We start from the raw sequence: 12,855 nt of genomic DNA, 5'->3' as shown, positions 1-12,855 counted from the left end.
TGGCTGCCGCTTTCGGTACGCGCTCACTGTGCACCGCCTGGTTGGGTGCCGCTTTCGGTGCGTGCTCTCTGCACCGCTTGGACGTGCGGAATGAACCTGCGCACGGTTTTCGGTGTGGCAATCGTGACGGTCACGGTCGTGTATTCGCCGTCTTTGCCGATTTCGACAGCAGACCCGGGCCCGGCTTTGCTTTCTGCGCTGCGGCGCACTTCTGCGATTGGTTCGCCGCGCGCGGCTTCACGGGCGCCGGCCCGCGCAGCTTCGTAGGATCGAAGCTGCGCAAGACCGAGCGTGCCCACCCCGATGACCATGAGGATGACGAGCACAATGGCCGGCATGATCATGGCGAATTCGGCCGTCACAGCACCGCAGTCCTTTCCAGCGGTCCGCTTTCGGCGAGGAGCGAATGACATACGAGCAGCGCCAGGAACCCCGCTCCCTGAGCGAAACATCGAAGTGGGCACAGCTATCACCCGCCGAGTTTGAGTGCGCTGGTGATGACGCCGGTGATGGCAGCCTGAATGCCGTCGGACTTCAGAACCAGCACCAGAAGTGCCGCGAAACCACACGCAGCAAGCGTTGTGATCGCATATTCGGCGGTTGTTGCTCCCCTGTCCGGTTTGCGCAGCCGGACAGCTTTCTTTTCTTCTTCAATCGGAACGAGTTCCTGAACTTCGTTGTCCATCTTTTTCCTTCCTTTCTTCAGATGGTGCTTCCAGCGTGCGCCCCGGACGCATCCAAAAGAAGAGCGAAGAAAAGCCTGGGGACAACCGCGGAGTTATCCCCAGGCTTAAGAACTGCAGTTCAATAGCTCGTTTTTCGGCACCGTGAACTCAAGCAGCCAACACAGCCCTTCACAGCTGAGTGCAGGCGAAGCTCCGCCGCTGAATTCGTGTTTCAACCGCGGCGGATCCCATTCGGTTCTGAATGAGCAATCACGTTCAGCCAAAGAGCACCGACATGTCGTCGATGAGGGTGAGCACCACGGGAACAATGCCAAGCAGCACGAACGCCGGCAGAATGCACACGCCCAGCGGAATGACCAGCTGCACTCCCAGCTTCGCCGCCGCCAGGCGCCGGCGTTGGTGTTCGGCCCGCCGCAGGTCATACGCCATGGCAGACAGCAGACCAGACAAAGCCGCACCTGTCTGCGCTGAGAAGCGGATGAGCACAAAGACTTCGTTCAGATGCTCGGCATCGAAGTCGGTCTGCCCGAGTTCGAGCGCCCGGCTCAGAGCACCCAAATCAGACCGATCTCCGCCGGCGGCGGCTGCCAGAGCCAAAGCCCGCTCTATCGGCAGGCCCGCACGAAGACATATGGCGGTCAGCTCAAGATCAAAGGCGAGCGCCTCCAAGTCAGACTCGCCGTGCTCTTTCTTCTGCCTGCTCCGACGCTGCAGCAGGACGGCCAGCCAACCGGCGGAACGCTGCTCTTCACGCGGCTCCTCTTCTGTCCGGCCATCGCGTGCCCTGGATCCAAGCACACGTTTCAAGCGTTCGTCTGAGTCCCCTATCCACAGCCACACGGCGGCCGCAATGAGCACTGCGGCAAACAGCCCGGCCATCACTGCGCCCTTTTCAACATGCGCCGCATCCACAGTCGCCCGACCACCAGCAGCACCGCACCGCTGATGCACGACACGGCACCGGGGACAGAAGCCAAAAGTTCCACCGGATCAGCCCCGATGAGCACTGCCAGGCCCAAAGACATGAGCGGCAGTGCGGTGAGAACCTTCACCGTCGACTGGGGTCCGGCCAGTGCTATGGCCCGCTCCCGTGCCGAATCGGTCTGCATTCGCGCGGTCTTCGCAAACCGCTCCAGCAGATTCGCAGCCGGCGCACCCGCAGACTCCGCAACAAACCACACGGAGGCCATGTGCAGAAGAATGTCCTTTGACAGTGTTGGCAGCCCTTCCGCCTGCGTGGAGAGCGCCTGATGCGCAGCGGTGCCGAGCTCGGCCGAGCGCGCCGCCGTAGCCAAAGCTGTCCGCAGGTCCTCCGGCCCGGGAAGCTTCGCCAGGTGCGCCAACACCGTTGAGGGTGCTGCCCCCACACGCAGCAGCTCAGCAGCGCGGTCGATGACGGCGATTGCGGCAGCCGCATGTTCTTCATCTTCGTTTTCGGATCTGCGAAAACGCCGCACAAAGCTCTTAGCACGCCCCCGTATTCGCCCGCCCGAAACATCTGTGCGATCACCAGCCAGCAGCTTCCGCAGACGCCTTTCGGCAGGGTCCCACATCCACAGCCCGGCCGCCATTGCAGCCAGCACAGCAGCCAAGAGAATCATGACCGCGCCCCCTGTTTCCGCCTAAGCCAGTCAAGAAAGCCCTTCCAGCCCGCGTTCGGACCGCGTTCGGCGCTCCACACTGTCGCCAGTTCTGCCGAGGTGTCGCCAGCTTCCACAGTCCCCGCACCCTGCGTGCGCGGCAAGCTCGGTGCAGGACGGCCGGAGCTTGTGCGCGCGGCGATTTCGGAGAGTCTTCTGTGTCCGTCACGCCCGCGGGTGATGTGCAGGATGACGTCGATCGCGGTCACCGACTGCGAGCGCACTGCCTCCGAAGTCATGCCTGCCAGCGCACCGAGAGCTTCGAGCCGGGCGGGAACCGCGGATGCGGTGTTGGCGTGGATGGTGGCGCACCCGCCTTCGTGGCCGGTGTTGAGAGCCGTGAGCATGTCACGGACCTCCGCGCCCCGGCATTCCCCGATGATGAGTCTGTCCGGCCGCATGCGCAGGGCGTTGCGCACCAGATCGGCCATGGAGACTTCGCCCATGCCTTCGACATTTGCCTGGCGGGCAGCCAACTGCACCACGTGGTCATGGCGGACGTTGAGTTCCCGTGAATCTTCGACGATGACGATCCGCTGGTCTGCGGGAAGCTCTGCAAGAAGCGCTCCCAGAAGAACGGTTTTTCCCGATCCGGTTCCACCGGATATGAGGATATTAGCCCGCACTTCCAACAGCCCCAGCAGAACCTCGGCGATGTCTGCGGGCACAAAATCGCGGGCAATCAGCTCCGCGAGCCTGAAGCCTTTGCTGCGGGGAACGCGGAAGGACATCACGGTGTGCTCACCGGCAAGCGGTGGAATGAGCGCGTTGAGCCGCACTCCGTCCGGCAGGCGGACGTCCACGAGCGGCTGAGAGTCGTCCAGGCGCCTGCCGCCGAGTGCTGCCAAACGCACTGCAAGTGCCCGCACGTCGTCTTCGGTTCCCAGTGACAGGGGAACGCGAGTCAGCCCGCTTCCTCTGTCAATCCAAACGTCTTGGGGGCTGTTGACGAAGACATCGGTCACGTCCGGTTCGTCAAGAAGCGACTGCAGCGGGCCGGCCCCGCCCAGCTGAGCCGAGATGCGGCTGACCAGCTCCAGAAGTTCAGCAGATCCAACCACCCGGCCGCTGCGGGCAAGTGCTGCCGCCACGGACCCGGCGGTTACCGGGCCGGGGTTCTCCAAAAGGTGCGTTCTGACATCGCGGATGAGCTCAGCATCGAGCCACTGGGTTTCCAGAGTCACAGCGGGCTGCCTTCCACGATTCTTTCAGCCAGGCGCCCCACGTGAGTGCGGGCGATCGGCAAGCCTTCACCGCGATCCACGGCTGAAGCCGTCTGGGGGTCGTCCCTGATGATTCCCACCAGCGGAAAGCCGATTGTGTCGGCTACGAGTTCGGGCCGCACACCGCCCCTGCCCGCGTCTCGCACTGCAATGCGCACGGCTGAGTTGACTGCCTCGAGGCGCCTGGCGACCCGCGATGCTGCGACCGCGGCGCGCACCCTGCCGGGCACGACAACGGTGAGTTCACTGCACATGCGGGCCCACTGCACGGGCGCGTGTCGCGGCAGGTCCACGACTACCAGCTCAAATGCCTGCTGTGCAGCCGTCATGACAGCTTCGAAGACGTCGGGTGTGAGCTCCTCTGTTCCCGTGCGGTCCCACGACAGCAGCGCCAGCCCGTCGGTGCGCGGCAGCGAATCCCGCAGAGTGGAAGGACGCAGTCTGCCGCGCGATGCTGCCAGGCTCGGCCAGCGCAGACCGTCTTTGCCCTCCGCACCGAGGACGAGGTCGAGGCCCCCGCCCAGCGGATCGGCGTCGAGCAGCACCGTGTCGATGCCCTGCGCTGCGGCACTGCGTGCAACCGCGCTTGCAAGCACCGAGGTTCCCGCTCCTCCGACCCCGCCGACGAAGCCCCACGTCTGAGCGGGTTCTGCCGGCGGTTCGACGGCGTTGATCATGCGGATGGTGAGCCATTCCGCCCCTGCGGGCAGCACCGCCACGGTGTCTGCTCCCAGGCGCGCTGCGGCTGCCCACACAGCGTTGGACTGCGTCAGCGTCACAAGGACGGTGGGGACATTTCCCACGTCCGGGGCCTCCGTGATGTCGTCGCCGATCAGAACGAGCGCCGCGTCCTGCCAGCCGCCGTTCTCCGGCAGACGGATATCAAGGCCCAGTCCAATGCCGTCTGCAAGCGCGGCACAGTGGTCGATAAGGCTGGGCACTCGGGTGAAGAGCACTACGCGAGGTCGATTCATACCTCAACAATTGCCTTTTCACTCAACGGCGAAAACGCTCCGCATGGCCCTGTTGACAAGCGGCTGGCTGTCCACAGTCCACAGCACACAAGTCACAGTCGCGCCCCACAGTGCCCGCAAAAGTTCAGCGCGCGCCAAAAGCCCGCCCACCCCAACCCCACACCAGCGAATCAATATATTGCCATTCGTTTATATATCTGCGAGAATGGAGCCACCAAGCCGGTCATATCCGGCGCAGACAGCACATGCGCACACCCAGCGCAGAACACAAGGAGAACATCATGGCTGCAGGCTGCGAAGCTCACCACACCAAAGACGAACACACCCACGGCCCCAACTGCGGTCACGAAGCCGTCCAGCACGGCGACCACGTTGACTACGTGCACGACGGCCACCGCCACGCAGAACACGGTGACCACTACGACGAGTGCGCGGCCTGAATCTGACCGCACTCACACTGTCAGCTGACTGACCGCACCAGCTCACTCGAGCCACGACAAAGGCCGAGGCGGAACTTCCTATAGGGGTTCCGCCTCGGCCTTTGCTGTGGCTCGCGGCTGCTCTCAGGTGCGCGGAATGCGCCCGGCTTGCACGCTCTGGCAGATCTGAACGCCTTCGCCGACGCCCTTTTCCACAGCTTCGGCATTCATAGTGATCCAGCCGATGACGTCCCGCCCGCTGGTGTAGGCAGCACCGGCTTCGCCATAGCCTGCTGCGTCAGACAGCAGAGCGGCTTCCGGCACCGCAACGCCCGTGATGTCGACGCCAGAAGACACCATGTGAATGCGAAACAGCGCCCGGGCAATGAGTCCGTTGCCGATCACAAAGGGGCGCATCGCCAGGATCTCCCCGTGCAGAATGCACGCAACGACGAAGCCGGGAAGGCTCTCATCCTGCAGCAGAGCTTCGAGGTCGGCCAGACGCTGCTGGACTTCGTCCGGGCTCGGTGCCGAGGGCAGTCCGCCCATGTCTCCGGGTTCTTCCCCGGCACGGCGCGGCCTGCCCAGCTGATCGTCCTCGGCCAAACCTGCTCCGCCTGCCAGGCTCAGCCTGGCCAGGTGCCCCATGAAGCCGGACCGCAGAGCATCCGGGGTCTGCGACAGTTCGTCTGCGACGGCTGCCACGCGAACCGCCGCAGTCAGCTGCACGCCCGACATGTCGTCAGTCACTTCGCGCCCAGCGCCGATGACTTCGCGCACATAGTTCAGCGGATACCTGGCACCTTCCAAAGCCGCTGAGGTGCGGGCCGCCCGAACGGTCGCTTCGGCGCGGCATTCGGCCATTCGCTTGCGCAGCGCGTTGTGCCAGCGCAGCTGAGTGCAGGCGGTGCGAACGCGTTCGATGGCATCCTCCACCGTCGGCACCTGCGCCAATGAGCGCAGGGCCTGTGAAAGGTCAGTCATCAGCCGCGTTCGACTCCGTGGACATTGCGCAGCTCGCCGATCCGACCGTCTTCGCTCTGCACCGTGAACGTATCGCCGTTGTCGGCAAGCGCCAGAATCCACTTGCCGGGTTCCAGCTGGAAAACCGGCTGGCCGGATGCTTCGACGGCCGTTCGCGGTTCTGGAACCGCGAACCAGAAGGGCTCACGCTGCGGGTGGGCGTGCTTTGGCTGCCTCTGTTCAGGCTGCGGCTGCTCCGGCTGGGGCGCCTCCGACTGGGCCTGCCTTAGACGCCTGCGCTCCGGCAGGGGCTGGTCGGGCTGGAACGGCTGGTCCGACTGAATCGGGCGGTCAGGCTGCGGCTGCTCCGGCTGGTCGTGTTGGATCGGCTCAAGCCGCTGGGTCTGCTCCAGTCCATGGTCAAGGGCCGAGGTGCCACTGACCATAGTCGCGTCCTCTTCAAAAGCGCTTTCTTCCGAGGCGGCGCGATGGACTTCGCGCTCCTGGCGGCTATCGCGCGAGGCCACGTTGGGTTCGATGCCCCCGGTGGGATTTTCAGCAGCCGAGGCAACAGTTTCCGAAGGGGCAGGTGCGGGGTTTTCCTGAACGGCCTCTGTGCCGTGGGCCGACGGCTGTGAATAAGCTCCGACCTGGCCGGCGTCCCACTGTGCTCCCAGTGCAGCGCCGCCTTGGTTCGGTTCGGGCTGAACGGGCTCAGACTGAGCAGACTCGGGCTGAGCGGGCTGGGGTTCAACGAAACCAGGCTGCATCGGGCCGCTGTGTGCCTGACCCGGCTGCCCCGGCTGACCCGCCTGGTTCGGCTCATCTGCCTGGCCCGGGTGCCCACCCTGACTCGGGTGGCCAGCCTGACCCAGCTGCCCCGCCTGGCTCGGGTGGCCAGTCTGACTCGGGTGGCCGGGAGCAGGCCATCCCTGAGCGTAGCCGGTATGGGCCGGGCCGCTCTGGACCATGCCGGGATGGCCGGGTGCCGACTGCACGGGACCGGGCTGCACAGCCGGCGCCTGCACCGGAGCACGGCGTACGGGGCGAGCCTTCGGGTGTGCGGGAACAGACTCGCGAGCTTCGAATTCGTCCGCTCCGAGTGCCGGAATCACGGTGAAGACTGCGGCGAATGCCGCAAGCCCAGCACCGATGAGCCCAATGAAGGCACCCCACGACGGGTTAGCGAACGGGAACAGGTGAATGAACCGCACAAACTGCACCGCGGCACCGGTGGCTGCCAGGACCGTGACGAACTGGTCCGGGCTGAACGATCCGATGTTCTGCGGGAACGAGCGAACCGTCTTGTTGAGAACCCCGATGAGACCAGCGGCGAGAATGGGCAGAACCCCGAGCATGAGAACGCCGGTGCCGTGAATATTGAACGACCACAGCCACCCGTAGGAGCCATCGCCGTAGTACGCGTCCGACCACCTGTACTGGGGCAGGAATACAGAGACGAAAACCAGAAAGGCACCGGAGGCCAGAAGAATTTCGCGGAGCCCGAATGCGGAGTCCTGTTTGCTGGGCTGAGCCGGAGGAAAGCTGCCAACTGTGCCGGGCATGGAGCCTACCATCGTGCCGGGAGCTGCGCCCGCCGGCGGGTTCTGCCCCGAACCGTGCGGCGGTCCCTGGGTAAAGGCCTGGGGACTTGCACCGTAGGGCTGCCCCTGGCTGAACGCAGACTGCGCGCTCTGCGCGTCCTGCTGGCCGTAGTGGGGACCGGGCTGCGAGAAGCCGCCTGGATAGTATGGCTGACTGCCAGATGGACTGCTCATGCTCATTGACTCCTTAATTCGCGTTTAGACGGCAAGCCTGCAAACCGGGCGGGCCCCATCAGTACACACCGGCTATGTTTTCACACGGTTCCACTGCGTGCACTGCAGAACACCCAATAACCGCCTGCGAATCGCGTCACGTGCGGTTCGCACTTTTGCAGTGGTTACAGCAGGAGTAGTGTGAAGAATGCAGTGACCCGCGTGCGCAGTGAAGCTCACAGGGTCGGGACTCACCGACGAAACGAGGATGTTTTGGCAGACGAGAACACACAGAGCCTGCTGCGAGAAAACCGCACCTTCGCTCCCCCGCAGGCATTTGCAGACCAGGCCAACGGAACCGAAGACCTCTACCGGCGCGCAGAAGCCGATCGCCTGGGATTCTGGGCTGACCAGGCGCGCGAACTCCTCACGTGGCACAAGGACTTTACGGAAGTCCTCGACTGGACCAACCCGCCCTTTGCCAAGTGGTTCCAGGACGGCGAGCTCAATATCGCCTACAACTGTGTTGACCGACACGTAGAAGCCGGCAACGGCGACCGTGTGGCTCTACACTTTGTCGGCGAACCCGGAGACACTCAGGACATCACCTACGCGGAGCTGTCACGCCGGGTCAACCAGACCGCAAACGCTCTGACAGAACTGGGAGTCAGCCGCGGAGACCGCGTGGCCCTCTACATGCCGATGATTCCCGAAGCGGTCATCTCGATGCTCGCCTGCGCTCGTCTGGGCGCTGCACACTCAGTTGTGTTCGGCGGTTTCAGCCCCGATGCCCTGCACTCGCGCATTATGGATGCGCAAGCGGAAGTCGTCATCACCGCCGACGGAGGTTTCCGCCGCGGCAAGCCGTCTGACCTCAAAGCGACGGTCGACGAGGCCCTGAGCCACGGCGACACCCCTGTTCGCCACGTGCTGGTGGCAAAGCGCACCGGCGAAGACGCCCATATGGTCGACGGGCGCGACCAGTACTTCCACGATGTCGTCGACCGCCAGTCCGCTGACCACACCCCCGAGTTCTTCCCGGCCGAACAGCCGCTGTTCATCCTCTACACCTCGGGAACCACAGGAAAGCCCAAGGGCATTCTCCACACCTCCGGCGGCTACCTCACCCAGGCGGCCTACACCATGAAGTACGTGTTCGATGCCAAGCCGGAAACCGATGTCTTCTGGTGCACCGCCGATGTCGGCTGGATCACGGGGCACACCTACATCGCCTACGGGCCGCTGGCTATGGGCATGACGGAGGTCATCTACGAGGGCACTCCCGACAGCCCGCACCGGGGCCGCTGGTGGGAGATCGTCGAAAAGTACGGGGTGACCCAGCTATACGCCGCCCCGACTGCCATCCGCACGTTCATGAAGTGGGGTGAGGAGATCCCGGCGGAGCACGACCTTTCGTCGCTGCGACTGCTGGGCTCCGTCGGCGAACCCATCAACCCGGAAGCGTGGATGTGGTACCACCGGGTGATCGGCGGCGAGAAGTGCCCGATTGTCGACACCTGGTGGCAGACCGAGAACGGGGCGAACATGATCGCTCCCCTGCCCGGCGTGGTTTCCACCAAACCGGGCTCAGCACAGCGTCCGCTGCCGGGCATCAGCGTCGACGTCGTCGATGACACCGGTGAGCACATCGGCAGCAACCGGGCAGGCTACCTTGTCATCACCGAACCGTGGCCGTCTATGCTGCGCGGTGTCTACGGCGATGACCAGCGCTACAAAGACACGTACTGGTCGCGTTTTGAAAACATGTACTTCGCCGGTGACGGCGCCCGTTTCGATGACGATGGGGACATCTGGTTCCTCGGCCGCGTTGACGATGTCATGAACGTGTCCGGCCACCGCCTGTCGACCGCTGAAATCGAGTCCGCCCTGGTGTCCCACGACGCCGTTGCCGAAGCCGCCGTCGTCGGTGCCGATGACCCGACTTCCGGCCAGGCGGTCATGGCGTTTGTCATCACCCGCGGTGACTTCGCCGACAGCGACGGGGCAGAAGAACAGCTGCGCCAGCACGTGGGACGCGAAATCGGGCCGATCGCAAAACCCAAGCACATCTACTTCGTTGACGACCTGCCCAAGACCCGCTCCGGCAAGATCGTCCGCCGACTGCTGAAGAACCTCGCCGAGCGCAAAGACGGAGGAGACTCTTCGACACTGGCAGACGCTTCCGTTATGACCAGCATCCAAGCGGCCGTCGACCGAGCGCATAACTCCTGATCAAGGCTGCGGCACGGGCGCTTCGGGAAAGGCGGGACGCCATTCCCCCCCTCCCGAGGTGTCTGTGAGCACCGCCTCATCCTCACCTTTCGTTGGTGCTGATGAACTGTTCGCACTAGTATCGAGACAAAGGCGTGCATTTTCTAGGAGGCAACGACCCATGTCTGATCGGTCCATTGCGCAAATCGTGCGGGACATCTCTGCCGACACAAAGGCTCTGGCGGAAGAAGAAGCCGCACTGGCCAAGCAGGAGATCAAAGAGGGTTCCGTCAAACTCGGCACCGCTATCGGTCTGACCGTCGTCGGCCTGGGCATCCTCATCATGTCCCTGTTCGTCCTGACCGCGTTCTTCGTCGCTGTCTTTCACGAATTCGCCGGTTGGGGCTGGTGGGCCAGCACCCTCATTGTGTTCGGCATCTACGTCGTGATCGCCTCGGTCCTCGTGGCGATTGCCGTGCCGCTGTTCAAGAAGGGCAACCCCACGCCGACTCGTGCGACTGACCGCGGCAAGTCGGTCATCGCCGCAGTCAAGACTGCGCTGACCAACCCGTCCGGTCCGCGCGTGTAGGCGGCTGAAACCCGAACCTAAAGGGGGGGCTGGCTCATATGAACCAGCCCCCCCTTTGCGTGCGTGGCGAGCACCGCTTTTCACCTGCGGTTGGTGTTCGGTGAGCTCAGATGTCGATGTGCAGGCGGTTAGTCCGATCCCATTCCCGCGACCATCCAAGGGCTTCAAACGCACTGTCGAGCAGCCCGGCGGTGAACCCCCAAGAGCGCAGAACTCCGGCATCGAAAACAGGTGAGTGCCATCCGGTTTTCGGCACCTTGAACACTCCGCGGTTCGCAGGTGCCACAAGGTCGGCTACAGGCACCCGGTGCACGGAAGACGATTCCGCCCGGTCTACCGCCCGCAGCACCTGCCGACCGTCCCATGCGGCGATCACCGGCGTCACACTGTGCCGACTGACGGGAACCCACAGTGAAGGCCACGTGCCGATCACATTCACTCGAGCAGGGTCGACCCCCGTTTCCTCCCGCGCTTCCCGCAGTGCCGCATCGACTGCCGTTGCGTCCTCGGGATCTCTGCGGCCGCCTGGAAACGCCACCTGACCGGGATGATTGCGCAGAGTATCGGCGCGCTTGAGCAGCACCACGTCAACGTCCCCGAAATCACCCAAGCGGTCCTGTTCGCGCAGTCCGGCCTCTGTACGCGGCTGGGTCCCGCGGCCAAACAGCATGAGAACAGCCGCCGGGCGCACAGAGTCGTCCTCTTTCGGTCTGCGGTGGTGAATCCAGTGATCGGAAATGTCCGACTGCGCCAAATCGCTCAGCGCCGCAACGAGGCCGGCGTCGCTCACAGCTGCCATCCGCCCTGTGGAACCTCCAGACCGTAGGCGAGCTTCGCCTCGGCTTCGGCAGGATCAAGCGGGCCCATTCCGTAACTGGGACACAGGCGGGCAATCGGGCACACACCGCAGGCCGGTCCTCGCGAGTGGCAGATGCGCCGCCCCAAGAAGATCAGCCTGTGAGAAACCATCGTCAGATCAGACTTCTTGTACAGGGGCAGCAGGTCGGCTTCCACTTTGTCGGGGTTTTCTTCGCTTGTGAATCCCAGCCGCCTGGCCAAACGCCCCACGTGAGTGTCGATCGTCAGCCCGGGAGTGGAAAAGGCATTGCCGAGCACCACGTTTGCCGTCTTCACCCCAACCCCGGGCAGCCGAACCAGAGCTGCCTGGTCAGCAGGCACCTCGCCGGCGTGTTCCTCAACAAGCTGCTCCGCCAGGGCAATGATGTTCTTGGCCTTCGACCGGAAGAAGCCCGTGGGGCGGATGATCTCCTCCACGTCCTCCACGTGCGCCTGCGCAAGCGTCGTCGCATCCGGGTATGCGGCAAATAGCTCCGGTGTCACCTGGTTGACCCGAACGTCCGTAGTCTGTGCCGACAGCACCGTGGCTATCAGCAGTTCGAAAGCATTGCGAAAGTCCAGTTCCGCACGCGCGTCCGGGAAGACCTTCTGCAGCATCCTGTCGATCTTGCGCGCCCTGCGGACTCTGCCCAACCGGGTTTCCTCAGCAAAGCGACGCTGACTGCGCTCAAGCACGCTGTTGTGTGCCACACCCACTCCTTTATCTGCTGGTCAGCATAGAACACAGACACTGTGCTCCACCCGCAGAGCATTGCTACGATTGACCTGTATCACATTGCGGCAGGATTTCAATGGGCCGAAGGACCCCGTCGCAGAACAGCAACCTGGAGGTACAGACGTGGATATCGAAGTCGTCCGCAGTGCGGCACTGTTCGCAGGACTCGATGACGAAGCGACGAACGCGCTTGTCAAATACATGAAGCCGCGCAGCCTGCGCCGTACCGCCGTGCTCTTCCACGAAGGAGACTCCGGGGACGAGCTCTACATCGTGTCCTCCGGCAAACTCAAGGTCGGCCGCGAATCCGAAGACGGGCGCGAAAGCCTCCTCTCAGTTGTCGGTCCTGGTGAAATCATCGGTGAGCTCGCACTCTTCGATCCGGGCCCGCGCTCCTCGACCGTCACTGCGGTCAGCCAGACGGAACTGCTCAGCCTCAAACACGACGACCTCATTGCGTGGCTCGAAGATCGTCCGCAGGCGGCAATGAACCTGCTGCGGGCACTCGCCCAGCGTCTGCGCCGCACCAACGAAACCGTCGGCGACCTCGTGTTCTCGGATGTTCCCGGCCGTGTTGCCAAGGCCCTGCTGGACCTCAACCGCCGCTTCGGCCGTCCCGCTCCGGACGGCAGCCTGGTGCAGCACGACCTCACGCAGGAAGAACTCGCCCAGCTTGTCGGCGCATCGCGCGAAACCGTCAACAAGGCCCTGGCAGACTTCGCACAGCGCGGCTGGATTCGACTCGAAGCTCGTGCCGTCGTCATCCTCGACATGGACCGCCTGCACAATCGCGCACACTGATCCGCGGGCCGTCGGCGCC

14 protein-coding genes are annotated in these 12,855 nt (G+C 63.9%); 4 read left to right on the top strand and 10 right to left on the bottom strand.

From position 1 onward, the window contains the following. Window positions 1–23: 23 nt before the first annotated feature. From HMPREF2757_RS02730 to ssd, 6 genes are all read right to left on the bottom strand, one after another. On the bottom strand, window positions 24–362 hold the full coding sequence (locus HMPREF2757_RS02730) for a TadE family type IV pilus minor pilin (RefSeq protein WP_256278252.1): 339 nt from the start codon (window positions 360–362) through the stop codon (window positions 24–26). A gap of 107 nt (window positions 363–469) precedes the next feature. Continuing rightward, window positions 470–685 carry a DUF4244 domain-containing protein gene (locus tag HMPREF2757_RS02725; RefSeq protein ID WP_083304056.1) on the bottom strand — a complete coding sequence of 72 codons (216 nt, stop codon included), beginning with the start codon at window positions 683–685 and terminating at the stop codon, window positions 470–472. A gap of 256 nt (window positions 686–941) precedes the next feature. Then, entirely contained in the window at window positions 942–1,565 is a 624-nt protein-coding gene (locus tag HMPREF2757_RS02720) for a type II secretion system F family protein (protein ID WP_070573165.1), read from the bottom strand. Further along, a complete protein-coding gene (locus HMPREF2757_RS02715) occupies window positions 1,565–2,287 on the bottom strand; it encodes a type II secretion system F family protein (protein ID WP_070573163.1) in 723 nt (240 codons plus the stop codon). The genes HMPREF2757_RS02720 and HMPREF2757_RS02715 overlap by 1 nt, the downstream gene beginning before the upstream one ends. Next, complete coding sequence (locus HMPREF2757_RS02710) at window positions 2,284–3,510, bottom strand: TadA family conjugal transfer-associated ATPase (protein WP_070573160.1); 1,227 nt, start codon at window positions 3,508–3,510, stop codon at window positions 2,284–2,286. The genes HMPREF2757_RS02715 and HMPREF2757_RS02710 overlap by 4 nt, the downstream gene beginning before the upstream one ends. Next, window positions 3,507–4,523 (bottom strand): septum site-determining protein Ssd, encoded by a 1,017-nt coding sequence (ssd, locus tag HMPREF2757_RS02705; RefSeq protein WP_070573158.1) that lies wholly within the window; start codon window positions 4,521–4,523, stop codon window positions 3,507–3,509. The genes HMPREF2757_RS02710 and ssd overlap by 4 nt, the downstream gene beginning before the upstream one ends. 281 nt (window positions 4,524–4,804) lie before the next feature. Between ssd and HMPREF2757_RS02700 the strand changes: the two genes are divergently transcribed. Next, window positions 4,805–4,963 carry a zinc transporter permease gene (locus HMPREF2757_RS02700; protein WP_070573469.1) on the top strand — a complete coding sequence of 53 codons (159 nt, stop codon included), beginning with the start codon at window positions 4,805–4,807 and terminating at the stop codon, window positions 4,961–4,963. A 123-nt stretch (window positions 4,964–5,086) separates the two neighbouring features. Here HMPREF2757_RS02700 and HMPREF2757_RS02695 read toward each other — a convergent pair whose 3' ends face one another. Further along, on the bottom strand, window positions 5,087–5,926 hold the full coding sequence (locus HMPREF2757_RS02695) for a Fic family protein (protein ID WP_070573156.1): 840 nt from the start codon (window positions 5,924–5,926) through the stop codon (window positions 5,087–5,089). Further along, on the bottom strand, window positions 5,926–7,683 hold the full coding sequence (locus HMPREF2757_RS02690; protein WP_141750144.1) for a DMT family transporter: 1,758 nt from the start codon (window positions 7,681–7,683) through the stop codon (window positions 5,926–5,928). Before HMPREF2757_RS02690 ends, HMPREF2757_RS02695 begins: the two co-directional genes overlap by 1 nt. Before the next feature lie 252 nt (window positions 7,684–7,935). Here HMPREF2757_RS02690 and acs point away from each other — a divergent pair, with 252 nt between their 5' ends. Beyond that, complete coding sequence (gene acs / locus HMPREF2757_RS02685; RefSeq protein WP_070573467.1) at window positions 7,936–9,894, top strand: acetate--CoA ligase; 1,959 nt, start codon at window positions 7,936–7,938, stop codon at window positions 9,892–9,894. A gap of 160 nt (window positions 9,895–10,054) precedes the next feature. Continuing rightward, the gene (locus HMPREF2757_RS02680) at window positions 10,055–10,462 is read left to right on the top strand and encodes a phage holin family protein (RefSeq protein ID WP_070573149.1); all 408 of its coding nucleotides are present in this window, start codon (window positions 10,055–10,057) and stop codon (window positions 10,460–10,462) included. A 106-nt stretch (window positions 10,463–10,568) separates the two neighbouring features. Here the strand turns inward: HMPREF2757_RS02680 and HMPREF2757_RS02675 are convergent, their stop codons facing one another. After that, window positions 10,569–11,261: an NUDIX hydrolase gene (locus HMPREF2757_RS02675; protein ID WP_070573146.1), complete on the bottom strand. Its 693-nt coding sequence runs from the start codon at window positions 11,259–11,261 to the stop codon at window positions 10,569–10,571. Next, a complete protein-coding gene (gene nth, locus HMPREF2757_RS02670) occupies window positions 11,249–12,010 on the bottom strand; it encodes an endonuclease III (protein ID WP_070573143.1) in 762 nt (253 codons plus the stop codon). Before nth ends, HMPREF2757_RS02675 begins: the two co-directional genes overlap by 13 nt. Before the next feature lie 148 nt (window positions 12,011–12,158). On the opposite strand from nth, the gene HMPREF2757_RS02665 reads away from it, so the two are divergent. Further along, a complete protein-coding gene (locus HMPREF2757_RS02665; protein WP_070573140.1) occupies window positions 12,159–12,836 on the top strand; it encodes a Crp/Fnr family transcriptional regulator in 678 nt (225 codons plus the stop codon). Window positions 12,837–12,855: the final 19 nt, after the last annotated feature.

The organism is Brevibacterium sp. HMSC063G07 (assembly GCF_001810665.1).
In the GTDB taxonomy this organism is placed as follows: Bacteria; Actinomycetota; Actinomycetes; order Actinomycetales; family Brevibacteriaceae; genus Brevibacterium.
This window is presented reverse-complemented; position numbering and strand designations above follow the sequence as displayed.